Source organism: Vibrio tritonius (assembly GCF_001547935.1).
Lineage (GTDB): Bacteria > Pseudomonadota > Gammaproteobacteria > Enterobacterales > Vibrionaceae > Vibrio > Vibrio tritonius.
Window position 1 is genome coordinate 2415425 of the sequence record NZ_AP014635.1, and the last position, 25689, is coordinate 2441113.

At 44.2% G+C, this 25689-nt stretch carries 24 protein-coding genes; 8 read left to right on the forward strand and 16 right to left on the reverse strand.

All coding sequences use genetic code 11. The annotated features are described in order from the left end of the window. Window positions 1-7: 7 nt before the first annotated feature. Window positions 8-739 carry a transporter substrate-binding domain-containing protein gene (locus JCM16456_RS10665; RefSeq protein WP_068714198.1) on the forward strand — a complete coding sequence of 244 codons (732 nt, stop codon included), beginning with the start codon at window positions 8-10 and terminating at the stop codon, window positions 737-739. A 317-nt stretch (window positions 740-1056) separates the two neighbouring features. On the opposite strand, the gene JCM16456_RS10675 is transcribed toward JCM16456_RS10665, so the two are convergent. Further along, entirely contained in the window at window positions 1057-1497 is a 441-nt protein-coding gene (locus JCM16456_RS10675) for a YcgN family cysteine cluster protein (RefSeq protein WP_068714200.1), read from the reverse strand. Window positions 1498-1764: 267 nt separating this feature from the next. Between JCM16456_RS10675 and JCM16456_RS10680 the strand changes: the two genes are divergently transcribed. Continuing rightward, window positions 1765-2013, forward strand: a complete 249-nt coding sequence (locus JCM16456_RS10680) for a YkgJ family cysteine cluster protein (RefSeq protein WP_068714201.1) — start codon at window positions 1765-1767, stop codon at window positions 2011-2013. Window positions 2014-2114: 101 nt separating this feature from the next. Here the strand turns inward: JCM16456_RS10680 and recR are convergent, their stop codons facing one another. The 6 genes from recR to JCM16456_RS10710 all read right to left on the reverse strand — a co-directional run bounded on the left by recR (window position 2115) and on the right by JCM16456_RS10710 (window position 7619). Then, a complete protein-coding gene (recR, locus tag JCM16456_RS10685) occupies window positions 2115-2714 on the reverse strand; it encodes a recombination mediator RecR (protein ID WP_068714202.1) in 600 nt (199 codons plus the stop codon). 18 nt (window positions 2715-2732) lie between these two features. Further along, window positions 2733-3062: a YbaB/EbfC family nucleoid-associated protein gene (locus JCM16456_RS10690; protein WP_068714203.1), complete on the reverse strand. Its 330-nt coding sequence runs from the start codon at window positions 3060-3062 to the stop codon at window positions 2733-2735. Between the two features lie 76 nt (window positions 3063-3138). After that, window positions 3139-5244 carry a DNA polymerase III subunit gamma/tau gene (gene dnaX / locus JCM16456_RS10695; protein WP_068714204.1) on the reverse strand — a complete coding sequence of 702 codons (2106 nt, stop codon included), beginning with the start codon at window positions 5242-5244 and terminating at the stop codon, window positions 3139-3141. 21 nt (window positions 5245-5265) lie between these two features. After that, window positions 5266-5811, reverse strand: a complete 546-nt coding sequence (gene apt, locus JCM16456_RS10700) for an adenine phosphoribosyltransferase (protein ID WP_068714205.1) — start codon at window positions 5809-5811, stop codon at window positions 5266-5268. Between the two features lie 143 nt (window positions 5812-5954). Beyond that, window positions 5955-6344: a YbaN family protein gene (locus tag JCM16456_RS10705; RefSeq protein WP_068714206.1), complete on the reverse strand. Its 390-nt coding sequence runs from the start codon at window positions 6342-6344 to the stop codon at window positions 5955-5957. 153 nt (window positions 6345-6497) lie between these two features. Then, entirely contained in the window at window positions 6498-7619 is a 1122-nt protein-coding gene (locus tag JCM16456_RS10710) for a response regulator (RefSeq protein ID WP_068716032.1), read from the reverse strand. 241 nt (window positions 7620-7860) lie between these two features. Between JCM16456_RS10710 and JCM16456_RS10715 the strand changes: the two genes are divergently transcribed. After that, complete coding sequence (locus JCM16456_RS10715) at window positions 7861-8736, forward strand: LysR family transcriptional regulator (protein WP_068714207.1); 876 nt, start codon at window positions 7861-7863, stop codon at window positions 8734-8736. Between the two features lie 49 nt (window positions 8737-8785). Here JCM16456_RS10715 and JCM16456_RS10720 read toward each other — a convergent pair whose 3' ends face one another. The 3 genes from JCM16456_RS10720 to fadI form a co-directional block, all read right to left on the reverse strand. Continuing rightward, window positions 8786-9334: an NAD(P)H nitroreductase gene (locus JCM16456_RS10720; RefSeq protein ID WP_068714208.1), complete on the reverse strand. Its 549-nt coding sequence runs from the start codon at window positions 9332-9334 to the stop codon at window positions 8786-8788. Between the two features lie 196 nt (window positions 9335-9530). Next, a complete protein-coding gene (gene fadJ / locus JCM16456_RS10725; RefSeq protein WP_068714209.1) occupies window positions 9531-11648 on the reverse strand; it encodes a fatty acid oxidation complex subunit alpha FadJ in 2118 nt (705 codons plus the stop codon). Next, a complete protein-coding gene (gene fadI, locus JCM16456_RS10730; protein ID WP_068714210.1) occupies window positions 11645-12961 on the reverse strand; it encodes an acetyl-CoA C-acyltransferase FadI in 1317 nt (438 codons plus the stop codon). The genes fadJ and fadI overlap by 4 nt, the downstream gene beginning before the upstream one ends. A gap of 1071 nt (window positions 12962-14032) precedes the next feature. Here fadI and JCM16456_RS10735 point away from each other — a divergent pair. Beyond that, entirely contained in the window at window positions 14033-15256 is a 1224-nt protein-coding gene (locus JCM16456_RS10735) for an outer membrane protein transport protein (RefSeq protein WP_068714211.1), read from the forward strand. 158 nt (window positions 15257-15414) lie between these two features. On the opposite strand, the gene JCM16456_RS10740 is transcribed toward JCM16456_RS10735, so the two are convergent. Further along, entirely contained in the window at window positions 15415-15840 is a 426-nt protein-coding gene (locus JCM16456_RS10740; RefSeq protein WP_068716034.1) for a low molecular weight protein-tyrosine-phosphatase, read from the reverse strand. A gap of 151 nt (window positions 15841-15991) precedes the next feature. Here JCM16456_RS10740 and cobO point away from each other — a divergent pair, with 151 nt between their 5' ends. Beyond that, a complete protein-coding gene (gene cobO, locus JCM16456_RS10745) occupies window positions 15992-16597 on the forward strand; it encodes a cob(I)yrinic acid a,c-diamide adenosyltransferase (protein ID WP_068714212.1) in 606 nt (201 codons plus the stop codon). A gap of 33 nt (window positions 16598-16630) precedes the next feature. Beyond that, a complete protein-coding gene (locus tag JCM16456_RS23710; RefSeq protein ID WP_156430510.1) occupies window positions 16631-16798 on the forward strand; it encodes a hypothetical protein in 168 nt (55 codons plus the stop codon). Between the two features lie 182 nt (window positions 16799-16980). Here JCM16456_RS23710 and JCM16456_RS10750 read toward each other — a convergent pair whose 3' ends face one another. The 3 genes from JCM16456_RS10750 to apbC all read right to left on the reverse strand — a co-directional run bounded on the left by JCM16456_RS10750 (window position 16981) and on the right by apbC (window position 21141). Further along, a complete protein-coding gene (locus tag JCM16456_RS10750) occupies window positions 16981-19146 on the reverse strand; it encodes an AsmA family protein (RefSeq protein ID WP_068714213.1) in 2166 nt (721 codons plus the stop codon). A gap of 98 nt (window positions 19147-19244) precedes the next feature. Beyond that, window positions 19245-19886 carry a uridine kinase gene (udk, locus tag JCM16456_RS10755; RefSeq protein ID WP_068714214.1) on the reverse strand — a complete coding sequence of 214 codons (642 nt, stop codon included), beginning with the start codon at window positions 19884-19886 and terminating at the stop codon, window positions 19245-19247. 181 nt (window positions 19887-20067) lie between these two features. Next, window positions 20068-21141: an iron-sulfur cluster carrier protein ApbC gene (apbC, locus tag JCM16456_RS10760; RefSeq protein WP_068714215.1), complete on the reverse strand. Its 1074-nt coding sequence runs from the start codon at window positions 21139-21141 to the stop codon at window positions 20068-20070. 159 nt (window positions 21142-21300) lie between these two features. Here apbC and metG point away from each other — a divergent pair, with 159 nt between their 5' ends. Both metG and JCM16456_RS10770 read left to right on the forward strand, forming a co-directional pair. Continuing rightward, complete coding sequence (metG, locus tag JCM16456_RS10765; protein ID WP_068714216.1) at window positions 21301-23352, forward strand: methionine--tRNA ligase; 2052 nt, start codon at window positions 21301-21303, stop codon at window positions 23350-23352. Between the two features lie 201 nt (window positions 23353-23553). Next, entirely contained in the window at window positions 23554-24366 is an 813-nt protein-coding gene (locus tag JCM16456_RS10770) for a hypothetical protein (protein ID WP_068714217.1), read from the forward strand. Between the two features lie 79 nt (window positions 24367-24445). Here JCM16456_RS10770 and udp read toward each other — a convergent pair whose 3' ends face one another. Continuing rightward, window positions 24446-25204 carry a uridine phosphorylase gene (gene udp / locus JCM16456_RS10775; protein WP_068714218.1) on the reverse strand — a complete coding sequence of 253 codons (759 nt, stop codon included), beginning with the start codon at window positions 25202-25204 and terminating at the stop codon, window positions 24446-24448. Between the two features lie 254 nt (window positions 25205-25458). Further along, a complete protein-coding gene (locus JCM16456_RS10780; protein ID WP_068714219.1) occupies window positions 25459-25689 on the reverse strand; it encodes a hypothetical protein in 231 nt (76 codons plus the stop codon).

The following is a 25689-nucleotide window of genomic DNA, read 5'->3' on the forward strand; positions in this document are numbered from 1 at the left end:
AGTGAGTATGAAATATTGTTGGGGGTTATTTCTAAGCTGGTTGCTGGCCATACCCATGAGCTTTGCTGCAACCCTTACCGCAGCTCAAGACCCATGGCCACCTTTTATTACTGGTGACCCTAATATGCCAGGTATCTCGGTAGAAGTCGTAACAGCAGCAATGAAAACACAAGGTTACGACGTCCAGTTTAAAGTCATGCCTTGGGCTCGAGCTCTTGATGAAGTTAAAAATGGTCGCGTTGACCTATTACCTGCAACTTGGTACACCAAAGAAAGAACGGCTTTTCTAAGATACAGTACACCCTATATCGAAAATGAGTTGAGCTTCATTAAGCTCGTTGGCAACCCTTTCGAATATGATGGATTAGCTAGCTTGCAAGGAAAAAACGTGGGGATCGTTCGTGGTTACGGTTACAACAGTGATTTCATGACTGACAAAAACTTTAATCGCCCAGAATCCGGCGATTTGGTGACCAACTTGAAAAAGCTGATGTCCAAGCGTATTGATTTAACGATAGAAGATAAGGTGGTTGCTTTATCCATCATGAAAGAAAAGGGAATTCCTGCTTCTCAGTTCGCTTTTACTAACAACCCGCTCTCTCGTAGCCCGGTTCACGTCACATCTGGTATAGCTAACCCTAACTCACAGAAATACATCGACGCCTATGAGAAAGGAATAGCAGCTATCCAGCAAAACGGAACCTTCGATGCTATCTTGAAAAAATACGGTATCAAATAACCTACCGGTTAGATGCTGACCTTTTGCGCAGCAAAGGTCAATGCGCAGAAAAAAGAGAAGCCTAGGCTTCTCTTTTTGCGTAATGCGATTTAGGCACACAGGATGCCCATAATAAAAATGCCCACAGGGGTGGGCCTAGGTCAACGATCACTATCCAATCAGCAACCTAAAATAGGTAAACCGCATAACGAGTCTTATTTAACACTAGTTCAGGATAGTGAGATCGTAAACGTGGAGAAGCCCCTTTTTTCTCTCATAAAAAGGCTGAATTTATCCCAATAGCAATCATTGATATGGAAGGTATACCCTTGATATCCCTAGGCTCGATTAGGGTGATTCAAAATGTGGTCTTCCCAGTCGATTACATCAATTTCATAGACCACTTTGTTACGAACGCTCTCGCCACAGCGATGCATCGCTTCTTTTGATCCGGTGATCAACGGATGCCATTCTGGTAGCGGTTCTTTCTGCGACAACAAACGATAAGCGCAGGTTTCTGGTAACCAGTTAAACTCATCAATACGTTCACGTGTGAGCTTGGTACACTCCTCGCCTGAAGCAAAGCGATTTGGGTAATCTTTACAACTGCAGGTTTGATTATCTAGCAGACTACACGCGACGTTGGTGTAATAAACCTCGTCACTATCTTCATCCATCAACTTATGCAGACAGCATTTACCACAACCATCACATAGAGATTCCCACTCTTGTTCCGTCATCTGTTCTAAAGATTTGGTTTGCCAAAAAGCGTGTGTCATAGAAACTCTCGTTTGATTAAGGTAAAAATTAGGACGGCATTTATACCCGTCCTCGGATTAAAGTGCAACCATCAGGCTATACCCAAATGACCTCAAGATGCAGAATTCTGAGTTTGACCAAAGAGTATAGGTCAAACTCAATTCCGGCCGGAATGTCCATTTCCTCTCAACGTAATTGGACGCAGAACTGTATATCGATCCCGCGTGCATTTTCTGATAGGATTTGCGCCCTTTGAATTCTGTTTGATGTTTAAGTGTAGGTAATAGATGGATTGTCGACTTGGCTGTGGTGCATGTTGTATTGCGCCTAGTATTTCATCCCCGATTCCCGGGATGCCCAATGGTAAACCTGCGGGAGTACGTTGCGTACAACTCAACGAAGAAAACCTCTGCAAACTGTTTGGTAAACCAGAGCGCCCTGCCGTGTGCCACCACTTTAAAGCAGAACCGGATATATGCGGCAGCACTAACCAGCAAGCGATAACAATTATTACTGAGCTAGAATCGATTACCTAAGCGGATTTCAACTGACAAAGAAAACCAAAATAAAAAATCCTCCGCGGAGGATTTTTGCATCGGTTGAGGACAACTAACGCTAGAAAGCGCTATTCCATTATTCAAAGTCGATGACGACCCAATAATGAGTGAGACAGTGTAGTACCATCCACCAGCTCAAGTTCACCACCCACAGGAACCCCATGAGCAATTCGGCTAGCGGATACACCATGTTCACGGCATAACTCAGCAATATAATGGGCTGTTGCTTCCCCTTCCACTGTTGGGTTCGTCGCCAGAATCACTTCGCTAATGCCACCTTGTTGCAAACGAAAATCTAGCACATCCAAACCAATATCACTTGGACCGATACCATCGAGTGGTGACAAATGCCCCATCAAGACAAAGTAGCGTCCAGAATATTGCCCCGTTGCTTCTAATGCAGCAATGTCGGCAGGACTTTCTACCACACACAGTTGGCCGTTTTCACAACGTTTGGGATTATTACAGATATTGCACACTTCTTCTTCGGTAAACGTGCGACATTCACGGCAGTGACCAATTTCCACCATCGCTTTGCCTAACGCATCCGCTAACTGAAGTCCGCCTTTTCTATCGCGCTGTAACAAATGAAAGGCCATACGCTGTGCTGACTTGGGGCCAACCCCAGGTAGACAACGTAAAGCCTCCATCAATTGCTCCAGCATAGGGCTGGTTCGCATCAATAACCTTCTTAGAGATTAAAATGGCATTTTCATGCCTGGTGGTAGCTGCATACCGCCAGTCACTGAGGCCATTTTTTCTTTTTGAGTTTCTTCAACACGACGAGCAGCATCGTTAAATGCAGCTGCGATAAGGTCTTCAAGCATCTCTTTGTCGTCTTCCATCAAACTTTCATCAATGTTGACACGACGCACACTGTGGCTACCAGTGATAGTAACTTTAACAAGACCAGCACCAGATTCACCGGTGACTTCCATGTTTGCAATTTCTTCTTGAAGCTTTTGCATGCGATCTTGCATTTGCTGGGCTTGCTTCATTAGGTTGCCCATTCCGCCTTTACCAAACATTCTATTCTCTCTGGTTTCGTCTTGAAATGTTGCACATTAAGTGGGGGTGATTATCAAAAAAACAACCCCACTCCGGTTAAACAGGTCGCACACTATCTTTATCAAGTACCGCTTGAAAACGTTGCTCAATAAAGTGGACATTGGGGTCACTGGCTAAACTGTCCATTGCTTGGGAAAGTTTACCTTGGTACAGACGCTCTCTCAATTCTAGAGGGGTTTCACCATCTTCACCAATTGTAACGGTTAAATGGCACTCCTCTTCAAGTTGGTCATTGAGCGCGTGTAGAAGTTCACTTTGTGCTTTGTCATTATTTAGGTGAGCATGACTTGGGCGTAGAACGAGCTCAATCGAGGAACCATCTTTACGATAAAACGAGTTAAGAGCTAACTGTTCCACAAGTTTTGCTGTATCTGTTTTGGCAATTAGTGCTGCCCATTCATTCTGCTCTATCGACTCTTGAGCGAGTTTTTCAGCCATCGCAGGCGTCTTCTCATGCTCAAGAGCACGCTTTAATTGTGTAGGTGTGAGCTCTGATTTTTTCTCAACATGTTTCTCTGGTTGAGAAAAACGCCATTGATAATCACGCTCATCGATAACGTCGTCTTGCTCGGCGCCTGCCTCATCATAAACGTATTCTGGCGACACCTGAGCAGGTTGGCTGATTTGCCCACGCTGAGCAACACGCTCAATCACTGTGGTTGGCTTATCAGATGTCGCTTGGCCCTTTTTTGCGCCGTTCTCACCTTTGGCTGCTAGACCTTTACGCTGAGAACGTAATTGGTGACGTAAGCTGCCAATCTGGGAATGACGAGGCTCCGTCGATGCTTGATTAGGTGCTTGCTGAGACACTGGCGACTCAACAGGTACTGATTGCTGTTCAGGCACTGGTTGAGAGACAGCCCCACCAACATTAGGTGGTACTGCCGTGTTCGGCATCGGTGTTTTAGCAGGCGGAACATAGGCTGGCTGCTGTGGCGCTGGTGTTGATGGCTGAGTTTGAGCCGGAGCCACGGATGACTCAACGCCCGAATTTGACAGCGGCATTGAAGTGACAGCCGCTCGGTCAGGCTGCGCGACAATCGCTTGTGCAGTCACTGATGCTGGCCTAAACGCCATCATACGCAGTACGATCATTTCAATGCCAATACGAGCCGTTGGTGACAGCGGTAAATCCTGCCGCCCTTTCAATGCAATTTGATAATACAACTGCACATCTTGTGGCGAAAGCATATCGGCGATCGCTCGAACTTTATCCGCATCCGGTAACTCTTTATCTAGCGATGACGGCAAAGCCTGAACCATGGCGATACGATGTAACTGCGTTGCTAATTGCTGAAGCAAACCATCCCATTCAACGCCATTCTCAGCGAAGGTGTGAATAGTATCCATCACGGTTTGGGTCGAATAAGACCCAATCGCAACCAGCAGGTTTAACGCTTGGTCAGTATCTAACGTGCCCAACATGTGGGTCACTGTGTCAGCATGAACTTGACCATTACCTAATGCGATAGCTTGGTCAGTCAAACTCAAGGCATCGCGCATACTGCCATCTGCAGCATGGGCAAGCATTGCCAAGGCGCGAGGCTCACTTGTGATCTGCTCTTGAGTTAAAATGTGTTCCAATTGCTGTGAAATGGTCTCCACACCAATTGGTTTTAAATGAAACTGCAAGCACCGGGACAAGATAGTCACCGGTAACTTTTGGGGATCTGTGGTCGCCAGAAGAAACTTCACATATTCTGGTGGTTCTTCTAGTGTCTTCAATAAGGCGTTAAAACTATGACGAGAGAGCATGTGCACTTCGTCAATAAGATAAACTTTAAAGCGACCACGAGCCGGCTTGTATTGTACGTTATCCAGCAACTCGCGCGTGTCTTCTACTTTAGTGCGAGAAGCCGCGTCGATTTCTAAAAGATCGACAAAACGGCCTTGGTCGATTTCTCGACACGTAGCACACTGACCACAAGGATTGGCGGTAATACCGGTTTCGCAATTTAATCCTTTAGCGAAGAGTCGAGCAATGGAGGTTTTACCCACCCCTCGAGTCCCGCTGAACAGATAGGCGTGATGAAGCCTATTTTGCGTCAGGGCGTTCTCTAAAGCTGTTAATACATGGGATTGACCAACGACTTCATTGAATCGAGTCGGTCTCCATTTACGCGCAAGAGCAAGATAACTCATGAATACTTCCGTTTTGGGTGTTTAGTGGCCTTCGAATTCACAGATGCTGTAAACGTTTAAGCCTAAACTTTCCAAACGCTTGTCTCCACCAATTTCTGGTAGGTTGATAACAAATGCAGCATGCTCAACTTCACCACCTAGTTGGCGGATAAGCTTAGTTGTGGCTTCAATGGTACCACCTGTTGCAAGTAAATCATCAACGACAAGCACTTTATCGCCTGGCTTGATCGCATCAACATGGATTTCCAGTGTATCAGTACCGTATTCCAAATCGTAGGTTTGTGCGATTGTTTTCCGTGGCAATTTGCCTGGTTTACGGACAGGTACAAAACCCACACCCAATTCAAGCGCCAATGGTGCACCAAATAGGAAACCACGAGCTTCTGTACCCACAACTTTGGTAAAGCCCATTGCTTTGTATTTGTCCACTAGCAATTGAATTGTCGCGCGGTATGCTTCTGCATCTTCTAGCAGACTAGTCACATCACGGAACAAGATTCCTGGCTTTGGGTAGTCATTGATACTTTTAATGCTTGATTTGATAAGTGAAAGAGTTTCGGTTGTCATAATTACGTTAACTTCGATTGAGACAATGCTCCCGTGAATAATCACAGCATTGCTGTTTAAAATTCTTCGCCCGTAATCCGAAGATTTCCAGACGCTGAAAAAACAAACGCCCACTCGAAGAGTGGGCACACTTCCACATAATGCTAGTGATTTTCGCGTCTATTAGCAACAAGCTCGTGCGTTGGTAGCTTAAGAAACCAGCTCATTAGAATCACAAAAACCACAAAAAGTAGCACTTTAAGCCATAGATTAGGCACAATATAAATGGAAAAACAAAAACTTAGCGCAATCATTATCGCACCACGTTGTTTGACTACTTTTGATACAGCTCGCTGTTCTTGCCATGTGACTAGAACGGGACCCAACATTTTATGCTGATGTAACCAACGATAACAACGTGGGCTGCTTTTCATAAAACAGTAACTGGCTAAAAGTAAAAATGGCGTGGTCGGCAACAAAGGTAAGAATATTCCCGCAATCCCTAATAGAACAGCAAGAACCCCCACTCCCAGCAGTGCCCATTTTTTAATCATCTGATTCACCGAGATTTATCTGTTAACGATATCATGCTAACCAGAGTGTTTTATAAAGTCTTTAGAAGGGAAAAATACCGTTACAAATAAAAGGTAATACAGGGCGAACTCTGAACAATCACTAGCAATTCGCCATGTATTACCTTAGAGACATTAGATTTCGTAGAGGTCTTGCTGGGTGAAAATATCGAAACTAAAACTACTTGAACCGATATTGTGCAGAGTTAATTTGCAACCTTGACCAATTTGCAACTCTTTAGTCATAAAGTTCTTCAAGCATTGATTACCAAGCATCACATCGCCGGAAATATGCATTTTTTTGCGTCCATTAGACCACTGACAATCCAGCCCTGCAGGTAATATCGAAAGGCTTGCGTCATTGAAATCAACTAAGCCAAATAACGCAGACACGGGCTCAGTACAATCTGAACAACCGATACCACGTTCCAATATGGTCGCTAGGTCTTTCAAATCAACACTCATGCTGCGCAAATTACGCAAGTAATCATGGAACAATGCTCGCACCAACAAGGTGGTACCGACACCTTTATCTTCTCCACTCGCGGAGTCGATAATGTAAAATGCCATTTGCCCATTCATCAACCATGTGTAATCAAAAACTAACGGCAAACTTTCTGTCGATTGCAACAAACGATAGCTACAATGCCAAGCGCCTTGAGAACTGTCATTTTCTGGCAGCAAAGCATGGAGTAACTCTTTGGCAGCATTAGGATTTTTGTGTAAATAATCTAGATGCCAATGCAGTTCACGCTCTTCCGGCATATCTCCGCCATCATCAACACGAAACCATTGACTGGAAAAGTCACGCTTATCCGCCACGGTGTTTTCTGTGTCTTCTAACGTGCTCTCGATGGCGCAGGCCAAATGCTCATGATTGCTGATAGGCTTGGGCAAAAAGTCTTTAATACCAAACTTAAGTGCTTTAGCGACTTCAGACATATCTTCTGTCGCAGAAACCACAATCAACGGAAGTGATGGATAAGCACCGCTTGCTTCTTCAACAAATTCTATCCCGTTCAACACCGGCATTGATAAATCGCATAATACAAGGTCTGGTGGCGTTTCTTTTAATTTACGCAAACCGTCTAAGCCATCTTCGGCTTCAATAACGATATAACCTTGAGCGACTAAATAGCCACGCGTGATACGGCGAAAGATGGGATCATCATCAACGACCATGATGATCTTGGGTTGAACAGCTTCATGCACTTGCGCCTTAGCCTCATCATCAATCCGACCCTCTGTTTTATACATAGCTTGAACCTCACTATGCTCTTCCTGTTCACAAATTTTTTTATTGTTATAGGATAGTTTCATACGTTACCTATTAAGGTAGTCTTGAAATAAGATTTATACAAATATTCCGGATTTACGTATAGTTGCATACTATACGTACGGAATATGGCATATCATACTAGTCGTTGATATGTCTCAAACTTTGTTATTGTATATGCGTATAAATTACTCCTTCTTGTAAAATAATGTGTCTGGAACTATGAAATTAGATGACCTAAACCTCTTTCGACTGGTTGTCGAAAATGGCAGCTACACCGCAACTTCACGCAAAACTATGATCCCCGTAGCAACCATTACCCGACGCATTCAAGCGCTTGAAGATTCTCTGAATCTAAGACTATTGAATCGCCATGCTCGTAAGCTGTCTCTTACTGAAGCCGGTGAGCGTTTCTTCGGTGAATGTTCCCCCCTACTTGAGCGTCTAGCTTCAATGGCAGAGGAGATCACTGACGAATGCCGCGGTGCTTCAGGGAAAATAAAAATTTCTGCTCCTTCAAACCTAACAAAACGTCTGATGATGCCCATGTTTATTGATTTCATGCGTGCTTTTCCCGAAATCAATATTGAACTCACAACCAGTAATCATGCAGACCAACTGGATCCCACAGAATGGGACGTCATCTTTCGTGTCGGCCCCCAACGAGATTCAAGCCTCATTGCCCGCAAGATCAGTGAAGTTAAAGACATTTTAGTCGCAAGTCCTGACTATCTTGCTAAAAACCCAACGCCCACTCACGCTGAAGATCTAACCCAACACTCCTTACTGAAAGGCTACCCACTCATCAAATGGCAACTTACTGATAGTAAAGGTGAAACCGTTGTCAACGTAGACAAAGCTCGCTTTCAAGCCAACACCATTGATGTGATACGTCACGCCTGTTCACAAGGTCTTGGTATTACACTAATGCCTGATGTTATGCTCGAACAGTACATTCAAACTGGCGCACTTGTTCGGGTTCTAAGTGATTGGTCGGCAAACCCCCGAGACATCTACATGCTTTACAATCACAAAGACCACCTTCCAGAAAAAGTACGTCTCTTTATCGACTTTGTGATTGGGTACCACATCCACTGATCATTTACAGTATGCAACAAAGAAAAAGGGCCAATATGGCCCTTTTGCATTATAAATATTCGACAAAATCCCCTAAGGAACGTGTTGGAACTGGCATGGCAGATCCCATAGGTGTCCCAAGATAAAGGAAACCTACAATTTCATCTTCCCCCTCCACTCCAAAAGCGGCTCGCACTTCTGGATGGAACATCCAATTACCTGAACGCCAAATACCTTGAAAACCTTGTGCTACTGCTGCCATTTGCATCGCTTGTACTGCACATCCTGCCGATAGATGCTGCTCAATAGCAGGAACTTTAACGTGAGGTGTTACTTTTGCAATTACGGTAATAACCATGGGCGCACGAAACGGCGCATTCTTCACTTTAGTAATAACCGCTTCATCACTCTTATCCATTTCGGCGGCTTTGACCAAAATTGCAGACAGCTTCTGCAATCCACTACCTTGGGCAATAACAAACCGCCAAGGTGTCAAATTACCGTGGTCTGGAGCCCTTAAACCAGCACGAATAATATTTTCAAGCGCCTTACCTTCTGGGGCAGGGCCTTCCAGTTTTGCCATTGAACGGCGATTTAACAATAATTCTAGAGCGTCCATAACCATTCCTAACATCGAGTTACAGTACCAACTGCCGCGTATTCAGCCAGTTTCATTCCCCTTATCGTTTTATACCACTTATTGATAAGAATCCTATATCTTATCAATTTCATAACAAAAAAAGCGAGTGATGCACTCGCCTTTTACATTCTTTTTCCGATTTAAAGTGACGTTTTTATACACAATAAAGAATAATCTAATAAAACTTCTCCCCTTTTCCTGCGCGATCTAATAACCCGCTATAAGGGGCAAATCGAGCTCCATAAAGCTCGCTATAACGGTTCATAATGTCAATTACCTTCGGTAGTCCAATTCGGTCCATATAAGAGAATGGCCCACCAAGAAAAGGAGGGAACCCTATACCAAATATCGCTCCGACATCACCATCACGAGCAGAAGCAATCACCTGTTCATCTAAACATCGTGCCGCTTCATTAAGCATGGGTAATAGGCAGCGTAAAGATATTGTTTTTGGTGTTAAATGCGTTTCGCTCGACAACCCAAACATCCGGTAAACCTTGCGATCCACTTCCTTACGTTCTCCTTGACGATAAACATAAAACCCTTTGCCCACTTTTCGTCCTAACCGTCCACTGGCAAGTAAGGGTTCAAAAATATCAGGGCCAGAAAATCGCGCTCCTAAATTCTCCACCAAGTTAGGGATCACTTTAGCACCTATATCAATTCCCACCTCATCTAATAAGGTAATAGGTCCAACTGGAAATCCAAAGTTGACTAACGCCTGGTCAATCTCATCTATCGGCTCACCATCCATCATCAATTGTGCAGCCTCATTCATGTAAGGCGCCAAAATACGATTGACATAAAACCCCGCACTATCTTTTACAACGATAGGTGTCTTACCTTGCCGCCTAGCGAAACTTACTGCCAAAGCAATCGTATCTTGCGAGGTTGTGCTGTGTGGCACCACTTCAACCAATGGCATTTTATCTACCGGACTAAAGTAATGCAGACCAATGATTCGCTCCGGGTTAGCCGCTTTTGCTGCGATAGCATGAATTGGAATAGAAGAGGTATTAGAAGCAAACACCAAGTTCGCATTGTTTTGGGTTAATGCTTCGACTTCTTGCACCATCTGTTGCTTGAGAGCGACATCTTCAAACACCGCTTCAATCACCAACTGACAACGATCCAAGGTATTGAACTCCGTCCCGCCAGACAGACGTGACATAATGTTACGTACTTGATATTGATTCAGCTTGCCACGCTTTTTCTGCGTCTGTAACCTTTGATATGCATATCGTAAAGCGGACGCCACCCCTTGATTCGCAACATCTTTAATTCGGACATGCATTCCCGCTTTATGAGCGCTAACATAACTAATCCCAGCGCCCATAAAACCGCCCCCTAACACCAACGCATGGGTTAATCCACCATCACTTGATTTGCCTTGCTGCTCTTTCTTCAGTTGTGTCGTGGCAAAAAACAGTTTTCTTAATGCCTGTGATTCAGGCGTCATAACCAACTCACCAAATTTGGCTGCTTCTGCTTCTAGGCCTTTCTCAAAGCCCGCTTTACTCCCCTGCCGAATGACATCCAAAATCGCATCGACCGCTGGGTAGTTACCGCGCCCTTTTTTAAAAGCTTGCGCTTGCGCTTTTTCTAACACCCGATGTCGAATCCAATTTGATTTCACCAACACTCTTTCTAGCCAAGGTAGCTGTCGGGCCACTCGTTTGTGCTCTAACCAACGTTGAGCCACATCCAAAAGCACACTATGAGCGACAATGGCATCCACCACACCAAGCTTTAATGCTTTTTTGGCTACTAGGGTTTTACCAGATAAAATCATATCTAAAGCGGGTAAAAGGCCGATTAACCTCGGTAATCGTTGCGTTCCACCAGAGCCGGGCAGCAGTCCTAACTTAACTTCTGGTAACCCAAGCACTGTGATGTTCTCTTCCGAACAAATACGATAATCGCACGCTAATGCCAGCTCTAAGCCGCCTCCGAGACACGTACCATGAATCGCTGCAACGGAAGGGAAAGGTAAAGCCTCAATTCGGCCAAACAACTGCTGGCCCCGAGCCGCGATTTCTTGCGCTTCACTCGCACTCGAGCAAGCATCAATCATGTTAACGTCAGCGCCAGCCACAAAGTTATCATCTTTGGCTGAATAGATAACAAGGCCTTTAATACGGCTTTGTCGTGCTTCAAGTTCTGCGAGAATTTCGTCAAAACGGACAATAGATTCACGTTTCAGCGTATTCATTTTTTCGTTAGGAACATCGATACACAACCATGCAATAGAATGGTTATCGATGGAAAATTGCAGTCCACTTTGTTCAGTCATTCTTCCACCTCCAGTACCATTGCCACACCCAAGCCTCCAGCAGCACATGCGCTTGTTAAAGCCAAGCCACCACCACGTTTGCGCAGTGCATACAAGGTTTGAGTCAGCATTCTCGTGCCTGTTGCCGCAAAAGGGTGACCATAGGCAATCGATCCGCCTTGCACATTAAAGCGTTCCCAATCCACCTCTCCAACTGCAGTTTTACGACCAAGACGTGTTGTAGAAAACGTATTACTGCCCAATGCCCGCACATTAGCGAGCACTTGGGAGGAAAAAGCTTCGTGCATATCGATAAGGGTTAAATCTTTAAGGCCAATTCCCGCCCGCTCAAGAGCTGTGGGAATAGCATAGGCTGGCCCCATTAACATATCCTGCATCACCTCAATCCCCGTAAAGGCATAAGATCGCAGAAATCCCATAATAGGTAACCCTAACTCTTTAGCACGGCCTTCTCTCATTAATAGAACGGCAGATGCCCCATCGGTTAACGGTGAACTATTGCCTGCGGTAACCGAACCATAGCGGCGATCAAATACCGGTTTGAGCATAGCGTAGTCATCGAGTGAGGCATCGGCTCTTAGCGTGTTATCTCGCTCTAGCCAGTTAGAATAAGGTTCGGGGAATGCCACCATGACTTGTTCGTTTAAGCTGCCTTGATCCCACGCTTGCGTTGCGAGTTGGTGAGAACGAAAGGCAAATTCATCTTGGTCGTGCCGACTGATACTATGGCTTTTCGCCATTTGTTCAGCGATTTGCCCCATAGAAAGGCCCGTGGAATAATCAGCTATAGGCAGTGCGACAGGTAAGAAATCTCGCATATGTAACCGGCGTAACAAAGAGAGTTTATCTAGCCAAGAACGTTTTTTCGACATGGCCAACAAGGTGGCAGCTAAAGGCTTTGACACACCAATAGGCAGCACAGAACTAGAATCCGCACCACCAGCAATTCCTGCCTCAATCGACCCTGCAACAATACTTTCGGCGACCGAAGCGACGGCCTGAAAACTGGTCGCACAGGCACGAGACACACTATACGCATCCGTTGTAACAGGCATCCCGGTGCCAATCACTATCTCACGGGCAATATTTGGTGCTTCCGGCATTTGAATAACTTGGCCAAAAACCACTTGATCAATCCAGCGTGGATCAACATGTGAGCGAAGTAGTAACTCTCGCACCACCATTTTACCTAATTCAACCGCTGGTAGAGCTTTTAGCTCTGTACCTTGGCGAGCAAATGGCGTGCGTAATCCTGCGACAAAGGCGACACGCTCTCTAGAACATGTCGTCACACAATTCTCTTGATGAGCCATGATAACTCCTCAACACATTGGTCTGACCTGAATAACTTCAAGTGTAATCAGAATGTTACAATTCGCAAATACGGTCAAAAATAAACGTGAGTCATAACGACATTTCCCTTAATAATCGAAATAGTCGTTACTTGACCTCTCCATCCATTTTCCATCCACGGCAAAGAATGGCTGCTTATCCGTATCCGCCTGACCATCATAATTGGAGCTTATTCAGCTTGATTTAATGACACAAAATTTAATTTAATATTAAGCATGATACGAATGAGGAAATATACCTATAGCGGTAATTCTAAGGTTAGAGAATGACGAGGTAAGGTTACTTGGGTATATTAAGCTACAGCAGAAAGTTTTTTAGCAAAAAAAAACCACACAAGTCATTGTGTGGTTGGAATTTATAAAGCAATTAACTTACGCCAATTGAAAAATAATCAGTTTCCTGATTAGGAGAAAGTAAAGTCAGCCTTCAAAAGGAAGTGTCATCTTGCTCAACACGCTAATCACAAGGACTAACTAGATGACAAGGTTTACTATAGCCACTTTAGGACAACAAAAATTGAATTAGATCAATTTTGATGTGATTTATTCGAGGTATGAAATTTAAAATTGATTCAAAACAATCTCTATGCAGATTGTGCTTTACAAGGATAAAACACCTTTCTTTACGTTTTTCTCTCGTCAACTCTCATTAAAAAAACTAGCATTCTAGCCACTTCTTTACTATTAATTGAGTCAATATAAACATCAAATATCCATTTTTAATCATTTAAATAAAAATGCAGTATGAATGACCAAGTTAATACATTTAACTTGTTAAATAAATGGCCCAATTAAAGCGAATGTTTTTAAATAGCACAATAAATAAACACACAACTTTCAGTAGAGTTTTTGCTCTACTTATCCGATTTTTCCGGTCTATTTACGCCGATTCACCATCATTTCCACAATTTTATCGTATTTTTACCCATTAGTCGGATTGCCAAATGCTAACGTAACGTCTAGTATCAGCGACCCACTGAGTAATTGCTCAAGTTAACGCCCAAAAGAGGCGTAAAACCATAGGAAAAACACATGAAGAAGACACGTCTATTTAAAAAGACACTAGTTGCATTGACCGTTGGTCTCGCGACACAGCAAGCTGCTGCTGCGGGCTTCCAACTCAACGCACAGTCTGCGACGGGCCTTGGCCGTGCTTTTGCTGGCGATGCCGTCATTGCGGACAATGCATCTGCAATGGCTCGTAACCCTGCCACTATGGCACTATTTGACAAAACCTCGCTCTCTTTAGGTTTTGAAACGATTACCACAAAAATCGATGTTAAAGATGCGACTTACAATGGCTCATCCATTGATGACGTAGATAATGTTGGTAGCACTTCTGTTGCACCTAACATTCATCTCATTGTCCCGGTAAATGATAAATTTGCATGGGGTGTGGATGCTTACACCAACTTTGGTACTAAAACAGAATTTTCTGATGATTACCCAGCAGCACAATACGGTGGCTTAACCGACGTTAAAAGCTTTAACTTTGGTTTGGCTGGTTCTTATCGTCTAAACGAGGCGTGGAGTTTAGGTGCTGGAATTGATGTTATTTATGGTCAAGGCACCATGAAACGTGCTTACCCAGGCTCTTCAACGTTGAACCTTATTGACGTAGATAAAGCCGACGGTTGGGCTGTCGGTTATAACGTTGGCACTGTGTACGAAGTAAACGAAAACAACCGTTTTGGTTTAGCTTATCACCATAGTCCAGAATTCAAAGCAAAAGATGACAATGGTCAAGAGATCACCTTACCGCTACCTGATATCGCTGAATTCTCTGGCTACCACCGTATTAAAGACACACGTTTTGCCGTGCACTATAGTGTGCAATGGATTGGTTGGAATTCTTTCGACAAAATCGATTTTGACAATCTAGACTCCAGCAAGAGCGTACTAGCATTGAGCAGCACTTCTTATGATAAACAGTACAAGTGGCAGAACGGTTGGCACTATGCAATCGGCGGCACCTTCTACTTAAACAAAACCTGGACATTGCGCGCTGGTTATATGTATGACACCAGTGCTCAAGACTCTGTAACTTCGATTTCAGTTCCAGATTCAGATCGCCAATGGTTCTCCACTGGTGTCACTTACCAGATCGATGACAAATCCAATGTCGACTTTGGCTTTACCTATCTGTTAGGTAAAGATGTTAAAGTAAATGAAAATTCGGTTAGTCCAACTGTACTTAACGCGACCACTCGCGCGGACGCTATCCTGTTGGGTCTACAGTACAGCCGCACATTCTAATCACGAGCTGTTTGCAAAAAAGGTCGCTATGGCGACCTTTTTTATTGCACCAATACTATCCGCAAGTAACCTCAAGGTGCCGTTTCAGCGAGAATGTAATCGCTCATAGGCAAGGCACGGATTTGAATACATAGTAATTCTGTTGCAAAACAACGTTGTTAAAGCGTGGGCAATAGTCGTTCAGCCGCATCTTCTAATAGATCGAGAACATGTTTAAAACCAGAGTCACTACCATAATAAGGGTCGGGAATTTCTTGCTCTTCCATTCCTGCCTTAGCCAGTAATAAATCCAATTTGTAATGATAAGCAGTCGGACAATGCTGACGCAAATAAATAAGATTGTCTTGGTCTGCAGCTAAAATCCAATCAAAATCGACAAAATCCTGATCGCTTACTTGCCTTGCACGCATACCAGCAAAGGAGTATCCACGTTGCTTCCCAGCACTCTGCGCCCTAGAATCTGGGCCTTCACCTTGGTGATAAGCAATCGTTCCTGCTGAATCGACTCGCACATTCACACCCAATTGTGCTGCTTTAGCACGAAACACCGCTTCTGCTGTTGGTGAACGACAAATGTTTCCCATACAAACAATCAATATTGAGCAGCTTTTTTTCGACATCTCGTCTCCTTGCATTGAGTCAATCCTTTTCGTATTCATTTCCCTGAACTTTGCCAGTGTTTGCAGCAATAATATTAGGTTATGATGCAAAAAACCGATTAAGAAAGGAATAGTCATGTCTGACGACAGTATTAAGCAAGAGCGTCACAAAGCTCGCCAACAAAAAGTGAAAGAGAAAGTTGACGCTAAAATCGCCTCTGCACAAGAAGTCAAAGGGCTACTGTTAGTCATTACTGGTAACGGCAAAGGTAAGTCCACCTCAGGTTTTGGCATGATTACCCGTGCTATTGGTCACGATAAACGTTGTGCTGTGGCTCAGTTTATCAAAGGCACATGGGATAACGGCGAGCGTAATGTATTAGAAAAGCTCGGCGTAGAATTTCACGTCATGGCGACCGGTTTTACTTGGGAAACCCAAAACAAAGAAACCGACACTGCCGCCGCGCAAGCAGTATGGCAAGAGTGTAAACGGCTTCTGCAAGATGAAACCATTGATGTCGTTTTGTTTGATGAACTAACCTATATGGTGAACTACGGTTACATTGATTTGGAAGAAGTGATCATCGCACTACAAAACCGACCACACATGCAGTCAGTGATCATTACCGGCCGTGCCGCTCACCGAGAATTGGTTGAAATCGCCGATACCGTCTCCGAAGTAAAGAACATTAAACACGCATTTGAGTCTGGCATCAAAGCATTACAAGGCATCGATTGGTAATCTCTACCTCATATATACCCAAATGACCTCAAGATGCAGACTTCAGAGCTTCATCAACGAGCACAGGTCAAGCTCAATGACGGCAGGAATGGTCATTCCCTTTCAACGTCATTGAGCGCAGAAATGGGCTTGTTGATGAGCTCCCAAAGGGCGAGTTGTATTCGCTTCTATGCTACGTTACCGATTTTCTACGTAGAATAACTATGTATTCAAATCGGTGCCTTGCCTATAAGCGAATACATTCTCGCTGAAACCGCATCTTGAGGTTACTTGGGTATAAAACACCATTAAAAAAGGTCAGTGAACACTCATTCACTGACCTTGTAGCTTTACAGGGGGAATACCACTTGAGTAAGCGCCACTTTAAAAATGAGCGCGCGCTTTTAGTGAAAAAGCCCTTTTAGCAAACTATTCACCGCTTTTTTGGTTTTCTCATCTTTGATTTTATCGTCGAGTTTTTTCAAACCACGATCAAGCTCTTTTTGGGCTTTCTTCTTCATCACATCATCCATTTTCAAACCAAACTTCGGCTGTTCCCAAGTGCCATAAATTCGAAGAGGTATCGTTACGTCGCGTAGATCATCAATCGTCTTACCTCCCTGACCTTCTAGTGAGCCAACGATTGATGTTCTAAACAACATATCCATCGTCTGTTTGATGTAATTAGCATGACCTTGACCGGCGATACGTAGCAAAGGTGATTGCATTTGCAAGTCCTGTGTGGATAGGTTGCCTTGCGTAAATTTAAGTGTTGCGGATAACGCACTGAAATCCGTTTTCTTTGTCTCTGAGTCAGGTACTTTTTCACCTTTAATGCGGGCATATGTCGTACGAATCAAATGAGGAATATTAATACCGTTAATCGCGCCATCGGCAAAGTTAATCGCCACTGTTCCATCAAGATTCTGTTTGATTGCCTGCGTTGTTAACCCGCTACCAGAAAGATCAAACGCAACATTCCCAGTACCTTCTAAGAGATCTTTTTTCGCCACATCATGCAACAATGGCAAGACCTTCACGCCTTCCATTGCCCCTTTTGCAACGTAATGCGCTGGCGCTTGACGCGCATCCAGTGTGCCTTTCAATGTCAGCGAACCTTGGTACAGATTCGCGTTAAGATGGTTAAGTTTGACCTGACCACCTAATATTGCCATATCCAAATCGACATCTTGCAGACTCATATTTTGCGCTTTCAACTTAGCGATCTTAACCGAACCGGCAACATCAAGATCATTAAGAGCAGTTAAATTGGGTTCTGGGGTATTCGAATGATTAACCTCTTTGGTTACTGGCACCATATTCGCGCTACTTTCTGTATCCGTACTGCTCTCTTTTGCAGATTGAGGTTGAGTGTTGCTTGCTGTTTCATTACCCAAAAAGGCATCTAAATCCAAATTTGGACTTGATAAAGCAAAACGAATTTTCGGCTGCTGGAGTAATTCAACGCTTGCTTGCCCCTGCCACTGTAAATCGTTGGCTTTGAGGCTATCTAACCACAGTTGGGCCTTACCTACTTTTGCATCGTAGGCGGCTTTGGCTTCAATATTAATGTTTAAAGGCGATTGAGGGAGGTTATTACCATCAACGGTCGCGTCCAGCGTTAACTGATCTACATTGGCTTTAGTCAAGCTTTGGTTAATAAGTACCGAAGCCTTCCCTTGAGCATTAAAGTTAAGTTCTTGTTGTGATCCTTCTACTTGGTAGTTCAATCCACTTGCCTGACCAACGGAAAACGTGGGTAGCGATAACTTCAGCTCTTTAACCGCTACTTGTCCATCTGAATAACTTGCAGTGATATCCGTCTCTTTTAAAGCCGACATTAACGGCTCCTCAGCCAAGCGAATTTGCGTGGAACCAGACAAAGCAAATTGTTGCTGATTATGCTGACCTTTTGCACCAAAACGTAGATTCGACCATTCGCCTACAGCAAACTCGGTTAGGTTAAGCTGCACATCATGTAATTTGGTGTAAGACTGAGTTTGTTGATTTTGGATATCAAGTAACGCGTTAACAATTTCGATCCCTGCCAAAGAGACGTCCCAGTGGGCTTTGTTCTCACCGACCTTGTCCGTAGGGTTACTCTCTTGTGCTGTTTCAACCGTTGCGGAATCTTTGACTGAGACATTGCCGGTATCTGCTTGCGGCTCACTCGATTTTTTCAGTGTCAGCGCATCTATATTGGAAGATCCATCTTGCAATGTTTCAATATGAACTTCCGCCCCTTCCACACGCACTTCGCCAATTTCCAATTTGTGGTCCATCAGACCAAGTAAAGAAATATCGATGCCGACCTCATCAACTTTAAACAGGTTCACCGAGGTAAAGCCACTCGGGTTTTTAAGTTCGGTTTTGCCTAATTCAAAACCTATGGCCGGAAAAAACTGCCAGCTTATATCCCCTTCGATTTTTAGGTCTAACCCTGTTTTCTCTTTCACTTGATTGACTAACAAGGGCTTAAACTGATTAGGGTTAACCAATACGACCAAAGCGAATGCACTACCAAACACTAGGACGAAGACGATCAACACAACAAGAGACAATTTTTTCATTGGTTCTTCCTTGCGAATGACGGAAAAAGAAAATGGCACCTTAGGTGCCATTTATCTTAAACAAAATACAATTCTAAATTGCTATTACTGCGTAAAAATTATGATTTTAGCAGTCTAGAAATGTGCGCTTTTAGCACATCGATCGCAATTCGGTTTTTACCCCCACGAGGAACGATAATGTCCGCATGTTGTTTAGAAGGTTCAATAAACTGCAAGAACATAGGGCGTACCGTCTTTTGATACTGTTTCAAAACAGAATCCATTGTACGACCACGCTCTTCCACGTCTCGCTTAACACGACGCAGTAAACAGATATCCAGTGGTGTGTCCATAAACACACTCGCTTGAATTAAGCCACGTAAACGAGGATCCGTAAGTAACAAAATACCTTCAAGGATGATCACTTTCTTTGGTGTTAATAAAGTCGTGTTTTCTGTACGAGTGTGTTCGGTGTAGCTGTACTCTGGGACGTGAACCGCTTCACCACGCAGAAGCTGCTCTAGATGTTCACAAAGAAGATCGTGATCCAATGCATTTGGATGGTCGTAATTCGTTTTTACACGTTCTTCCATACTCAGATGGCTTTGGTCTTTGTAATAGCAATCTTCTGTGATCACCCCAATTTGATGATCGCCCACTTTCGCGCGTAGCTCGTTATAAATAGTACTTGCGATAAGGCTCTTACCAGAAGCAGAAGCGCCAGCGATACCGATGATGACGCATTGATTATTATCAGACATGTATGTGTACCCGATACGTGTAAATGTGAGGAATTAAGATAAACCGCCTGATTATAGGGAGATCGCTAGTCAGATACCAGTTTCGAATAGCCTAAATACAGCAGTTTTCGCCCAATTGATTAAACAAAAAGCAGAGTAAACGATTACATTCACTCCGCCTAAAGTTAGATCCACATCACAACTAGACTAAGGTCACTCCAATTACATCCGGTTTTACTTTTCCTTGCCAAAACAGAATCGAGCTGATTCGCTCAGCCAAGTCTAAATAATAACCGGCATGCTCACTTTCTGGCCGACGAGCCACGGTTGGAATGCCTGCATCAATATCTTCACGCATGGCAATATGAAGGGGAATTTGGGCAAGAAGTGCTAATCCATATTCCCCCGCTAATTGCGCAGCTCCCCCATGACCAAAAATGTGCTCTTTGGCACCACAGTGACTGCAAACGTGATAACTCATGTTCTCGATCAGTCCAACCACTGGCACATCCACTTTCTCAAACATAGCCGCCCCTTTACGTGCATCGGCTAAGGCTAAGTCTTGAGGTGTGGTGACAATAACAGCACCTGTAACAGGAATTTGCTGAGCAAGGGTCAATTGAATATCACCTGTACCTGGCGGCATATCAATCACCAAGTAATCCAAATCTGGCCACTGAGTTTCATTTAAAAGCTGCTCTAACGCTTTAGAGGCCATAGGACCACGCCAAATCGCCGCTTCCGCTTTATCAACTAAGTAACCGATAGAGTTGGTATATAAACCATGGGCCTCAACGGGCTTCATCCAGCGCTCATCTGCCACCAGCGGTTTATCACCAACAGTACCAAGCATTAATGGTACTGACGGGCCGTAGACATCAGCATCCAGCAACCCCACTTTGGCGCCAGAATGAGCCAACCCCAATGCTAAATTGACCGCGGTGGTTGATTTACCAACGCCGCCTTTCGCTGAAGTCACGGCGATAATGTTCTTCACTCCAGCGATGGTTTTCGCCACTGGCGCCGCTAAGGTTTTCGTTTTTACCGAGATGGTATAGTCAAATTTCGATACCTCTCCTTTTTGCAGCTGGCTTTGAATCCAAGCCTCCAACTCTTTAATTAGTCCATGAGCGGCAAAAGGGAAAGTAATCTGATAAGCCTGAGGACCAGATTCGGTCACGAGATAGGGTTGATTTGCCCAATCTGCAATCAGATGGGAATGAGAAAATTGATTTAGCCAGGTGCATAAATCATGTTTGGACGTCAACGAAAGCATAGGTCCTCCTTTTTGCTGGTATGCTATCACTCAATGTGCATAGAAAGAAGCCTGAAAAAGTTAGACATTCACCGTGACTCTGCCTTGGCGTTACTGGCATCATAAGGTAGTATTAACGACCAACCTTTTTATACCTATCAAGAAAGCGAATTATTAAGTATGGCAACTGAACCAAGAAAAATTTTGGTAACTTGTGCCCTTCCGTACGCTAACGGTTCTATTCACTTGGGTCATATGCTTGAGCATATCCAAGCGGATATTTGGGTACGTTACCAACGACTACGTGGCAACACTATTAACTTCATCTGTGCTGACGATGCTCACGGCACGCCAATCATGCTTAAAGCGCAACAGATGGGTATCACGCCAGAAGAAATGATCGCAGAAGTAAGCAAAGAGCACCAAGCTGACTTTGCTGGCTTTGATATCAGCTTTGACAACTACCACAGCACTCACAGTGATGAGAACCGTGAATTAGCGTCAAGCATCTACCTAGAATTGAAAAAGAACGGTTTTATTTCAAGCCGCACCATTTCTCAGTTGTTTGACCCTGAGAAAGAGATGTTCTTGCCAGACCGTTTTGTAAAAGGTACTTGCCCGAAATGTAAATCTGAAGACCAATACGGCGACAACTGTGACGCCTGTGGCGAGACTTACAGCCCAACTGAACTTATCAACCCTCGTTCAGCAGTATCTGGCGCAACTCCTGTTCTTAAAGATTCAGAGCACTTCTTCTTCGACCTGCCTCAATTTGAAAGCATGTTGAAAGAGTGGACTCGTTCAGGTTCTCTACAATCTGAAACCGCAAACAAAATGCAAGAATGGTTTGAATCTGGTCTACAACAATGGGATATCTCACGTGATGCGCCGTACTTCGGCTTTGAGATCCCAGGCGAGAAGAACAAATTCTTCTACGTATGGCTAGATGCACCTATCGGCTACATGGGTTCATTCAAAAACCTATGTGACAAACGTGACGACCTAGACTTCGCAGAATACTGGAACAAAGACAGCTCAGCAGAGCTTTACCATTTCATCGGTAAAGACATTGTCTACTTCCACAGCCTATTCTGGCCAGCCATGCTCGATGGCGCAGGTTACCGTAAACCAAACAACGTATTCGTACACGGCTACGTCACGGTTAACGGCGCGAAAATGTCGAAATCTAAAGGCACGTTCGTTAAGGCCAGCACGTACCTAAAACACTTGGATCCTGAGTGCCTACGTTACTACTACGCTGCAAAACTCAATAGCCGCATCGACGACCTTGATTTGAACCTAGAAGACTTCACTCAGCGTGTAAACGCAGATGTAGTGAACAAAATCGTGAACCTTGCGTCTCGAAATGCAGGATTCATTACTAAACGCTTCGAAGGTAAGCTGTCAGATACCTTTGCAGAACCAGCTCTATACCAAGAGTTTGCTGATGCAGCAGAGCGCATTGCTAACCTATTCGAAACACGTGAATTTGGTCGTGCAATCCGTGAAATCACCGCGCTTGCAGATAAAGCAAACCAATACGTGGATGAAAAAGCCCCTTGGGTTGTAGCGAAAGAAGAAGGCCGCGATCAAGATCTACAAGACATCTGTACTGTGGGCATTAACTTGTTCCGCGTATTGATGACTTACTTGAAACCTGTCATGCCTGCGCTGGCACAGCGCACTGAAGCATTCCTAAACCAAGAACTGACTTGGGAAGGTATTGCAACCCCTCTAACTGGTCACGAAATCAGCAAATTCAAAGCGCTGTTCAATCGTATCGACCCTAAACATGTGGAAGAGATGATTGAATCGTCAAAAGAAGAAGCTGCAGCAGAGAAAGCGAAACTTGAAGCAGCAGCACCAAAAGCGGCTGAAACTGAATTGGATAAAGATCCAATCGCAGACGAAATCGAATTTGATGATTTCGCTAAAGTAGACATGCGTATTGCCAAAATCATTTCTTGTGAAGAAGTGCCTAAGGCAAACAAACTACTTAAATTCCAATTGGATATCGGTGGTGAAACTCGCCAAGTATTCTCTGGAATTAAAGCAGCTTACAAACCAGAAGACTTGGTTGGTAAATACACTGTGATGGTGGCAAACCTAAAACCTCGTAAGATGAAGTTTGGTATGTCTGAAGGCATGATTCTCGCAGCAGGACCTGGCGGCGACCAATTGTGGATTCTTGAACCACATGAAGGTGCTCAACCTGGCATGCGCGTTATGTAATCGGCGACGAATATTGCTAGCCCTCATAGCCTATGGTTATGGGGGCTTTTTTATGCTCCTTTCCCTCGCAAACGCACCAAAAAAGTGCGTTAATAATGGTGGGCTTAATTTAACCCATTGATTTTAAGTTACTCTTACTTTGGCATTATCTCTGCATGGTTATACAGACTGTTGGGTATGACTAACAAGGAGGAGTTGGTTATGTTTGTACTGCTATCTATGATCATCTCTCTGGCCATTTTAGGGCTAATGTTTTTCTATTCCAAACAGCGTGAATCTTCCTCGCAGCGTAAATACGAACTGATCGTCGATTTACGTCAATTGCTCGCTCTGTGTCGACAACATCGTAATGCAACACATCTCGCACTAATGTTTGATGAAGACCGTCGTACTGAACTTAATGAACTGCAACAAGCCCTCTTGAACCAATCACAACACTTGATTGGTATTGCCCATTTCGATAACAAGCCCATGTATCGAATTTTGCAGCGTAAACTCGAAAGTCTCACCAATGAATGGCAAGAACGCTCCGTTGCTCGTAATCAAATCGTGCACGGCAAAGCCATTCGCCACTGTATGTTTTTGCTTGATGAGGTGATGTTGGCATGGCTGGTCGAATCTGGGCGTGAAGCACTTAGTGATGAATACCATATCAACTGGCAGCAGATTATTGATGCGATGGATGCGCTAACCCAAATGCGCATCTGTATTGAAGAGCTCGACACAATGGAAGGACAACGTCGTTTTACCCACTACGTCGCCACCGTACAAAGAAAAATAAATCAGTTATCGATTATTAGTGCTTTAACAACCGATTCTCCTGCATGCTCACAAGCGCTAGAGAAATTAAAAAAATGGCAGGACATGCAGCAATCACTCAGTAGCCAAGACTTATATGCCATATCATCAGCCCTCTCGTTGACCATTGCTCACACCTATGATCACATGCTGAGTGAATTGTTAGAGACACTTTACCAACCGCTTCCCAAATTGCACTTCGTCGAAACCAGTTAATGCATTTAACTCATTATTAAACATTAGATAAACACAAGGCCGCTCAAAAAGCGGCCTTGTGTTTAAAATTTAATTCGCATTACAGCAACTTGCGAGCAGCTTCAACAACCACCTTAATCGAGCGAGTTTCTGCCAGTTTTAGCGTTTCATGATCTGGCGTCTCTTTTTGGGTACGGTTAATGATAACACCCGCCACACAACCTGCTTTCAAGCCTGAGCTTGCACACATGGTCAGCAAAGTTGCCGATTCCATTTCGAAGTTAAGCACGCCCATATCCTGCCACTCTTTCATCGAGCCTTGGAAACGACGCACAACACGACCAGTAAAGGTGTCGTAACGCTCTTGACCAGGATAGAAAGTATCACTCGACGCTGTAACACCCGTATGAACAGTCGCGCCACTTTCAACTGCAGCCGCCTTCATTGCTGTCGCAACATCAAAATCCGCTACAGCTGGGAATTCCATTGGCGCAAAATGCAGGCTTGCACCATCAAGACGCACAGAACCTGTTGTTACAATCATATCGCCTACATTCACATGTGGCTGGATTGCACCTGTTGTACCTACGCGCAAAAACGTACGCACACCAAGTTGTGCTAATTCTTCAACAGCGATAGAGGTTGATGGACCACCAATACCGGTTGAACAAACCACAACAGATTGACCGTCTAGCTCAGCACGGTACACCGTGTATTCACGATGGCTGGCTAAAAAGGTAGGGTTGTCCATCAAGTTGGCAATTTTTTCTACACGCGCAGGGTCACCAGGAATGATGGCCAGTGTTGCGCCATTAAGGTCGTCTTGAGTTACACCAAGATGGAACACAGATTGAGTCATAGATACTCCTATTACGGCTTGTTCAGCTCTCTAATTTATATTGGGTACGGGGTTACTTTATCCGACCACGCAAATTATAAAGCCGACGATTATCACAAAAACTGCAGTAACATTTTTCAATATTACACAATAACGTGATTTAAATCACAATAAACCAGCGCATACGAACAATATGGCTAAAGAAAAAGGTGCTGCTAACAGCACCTTTTCAGTATAGAAAAATCAGCTGAACTTGGGTTTATACCCAAGTAACCTCAAGATGCGGTTTCAGCGAGAATGTATTCGCTTATAGGCAAGGCACCGATTTGAATACATAGTGATTCTACGTCGAAAATCGGTAACGCAGCATAGGAGCGAATACAACTCGCCCCTTGGGAGCTCATCAACAAGCCCATTTCTGCGCCCAATGACGTTGAAAGGGAATGACCATTCCTGCCGTCATTGAGCTTGACCTGTGCTCGTTGATGAAGCTCTGAAGTCTGCAT

What these genes read in the sequence shown, in the direction of transcription:
- JCM16456_RS10665 (WP_068714198.1), top strand. Translation starts at nt 8, where the DNA reads ATGAAATATTGTTGGGGGTTATTTCTAAGCTGGTTGCTGGCCATACCC.
- JCM16456_RS10675 (WP_068714200.1), bottom strand. Translation starts at nt 1,497, where the DNA reads ATGACACACGCTTTTTGGCAAACCAAATCTTTAGAACAGATGACGGAA.
- JCM16456_RS10680 (WP_068714201.1), top strand. Translation starts at nt 1,765, where the DNA reads ATGGATTGTCGACTTGGCTGTGGTGCATGTTGTATTGCGCCTAGTATT.
- recR (WP_068714202.1), bottom strand. Translation starts at nt 2,714, where the DNA reads ATGCGAACCAGCCCTATGCTGGAGCAATTGATGGAGGCTTTACGTTGT.
- JCM16456_RS10690 (WP_068714203.1), bottom strand. Translation starts at nt 3,062, where the DNA reads ATGTTTGGTAAAGGCGGAATGGGCAACCTAATGAAGCAAGCCCAGCAA.
- dnaX (WP_068714204.1), bottom strand. Translation starts at nt 5,244, where the DNA reads ATGAGTTATCTTGCTCTTGCGCGTAAATGGAGACCGACTCGATTCAAT.
- apt (WP_068714205.1), bottom strand. Translation starts at nt 5,811, where the DNA reads ATGACAACCGAAACTCTTTCACTTATCAAATCAAGCATTAAAAGTATC.
- JCM16456_RS10705 (WP_068714206.1), bottom strand. Translation starts at nt 6,344, where the DNA reads ATGATTAAAAAATGGGCACTGCTGGGAGTGGGGGTTCTTGCTGTTCTA.
- JCM16456_RS10710 (WP_068716032.1), bottom strand. Translation starts at nt 7,619, where the DNA reads ATGTATAAAACAGAGGGTCGGATTGATGATGAGGCTAAGGCGCAAGTG.
- JCM16456_RS10715 (WP_068714207.1), top strand. Translation starts at nt 7,861, where the DNA reads ATGAAATTAGATGACCTAAACCTCTTTCGACTGGTTGTCGAAAATGGC.
- JCM16456_RS10720 (WP_068714208.1), bottom strand. Translation starts at nt 9,334, where the DNA reads ATGGACGCTCTAGAATTATTGTTAAATCGCCGTTCAATGGCAAAACTG.
- fadJ (WP_068714209.1), bottom strand. Translation starts at nt 11,648, where the DNA reads ATGACTGAACAAAGTGGACTGCAATTTTCCATCGATAACCATTCTATT.
- fadI (WP_068714210.1), bottom strand. Translation starts at nt 12,961, where the DNA reads ATGGCTCATCAAGAGAATTGTGTGACGACATGTTCTAGAGAGCGTGTC.
- JCM16456_RS10735 (WP_068714211.1), top strand. Translation starts at nt 14,033, where the DNA reads ATGAAGAAGACACGTCTATTTAAAAAGACACTAGTTGCATTGACCGTT.
- JCM16456_RS10740 (WP_068716034.1), bottom strand. Translation starts at nt 15,840, where the DNA reads ATGGGAAACATTTGTCGTTCACCAACAGCAGAAGCGGTGTTTCGTGCT.
- cobO (WP_068714212.1), top strand. Translation starts at nt 15,992, where the DNA reads ATGTCTGACGACAGTATTAAGCAAGAGCGTCACAAAGCTCGCCAACAA.
- JCM16456_RS23710 (WP_156430510.1), top strand. Translation starts at nt 16,631, where the DNA reads ATGCAGACTTCAGAGCTTCATCAACGAGCACAGGTCAAGCTCAATGAC.
- JCM16456_RS10750 (WP_068714213.1), bottom strand. Translation starts at nt 19,146, where the DNA reads ATGAAAAAATTGTCTCTTGTTGTGTTGATCGTCTTCGTCCTAGTGTTT.
- udk (WP_068714214.1), bottom strand. Translation starts at nt 19,886, where the DNA reads ATGTCTGATAATAATCAATGCGTCATCATCGGTATCGCTGGCGCTTCT.
- apbC (WP_068714215.1), bottom strand. Translation starts at nt 21,141, where the DNA reads ATGCTTTCGTTGACGTCCAAACATGATTTATGCACCTGGCTAAATCAA.
- metG (WP_068714216.1), top strand. Translation starts at nt 21,301, where the DNA reads ATGGCAACTGAACCAAGAAAAATTTTGGTAACTTGTGCCCTTCCGTAC.
- JCM16456_RS10770 (WP_068714217.1), top strand. Translation starts at nt 23,554, where the DNA reads ATGTTTGTACTGCTATCTATGATCATCTCTCTGGCCATTTTAGGGCTA.
- udp (WP_068714218.1), bottom strand. Translation starts at nt 25,204, where the DNA reads ATGACTCAATCTGTGTTCCATCTTGGTGTAACTCAAGACGACCTTAAT.
- JCM16456_RS10780 (WP_068714219.1), bottom strand. Translation starts at nt 25,689, where the DNA reads ATGCAGACTTCAGAGCTTCATCAACGAGCACAGGTCAAGCTCAATGAC.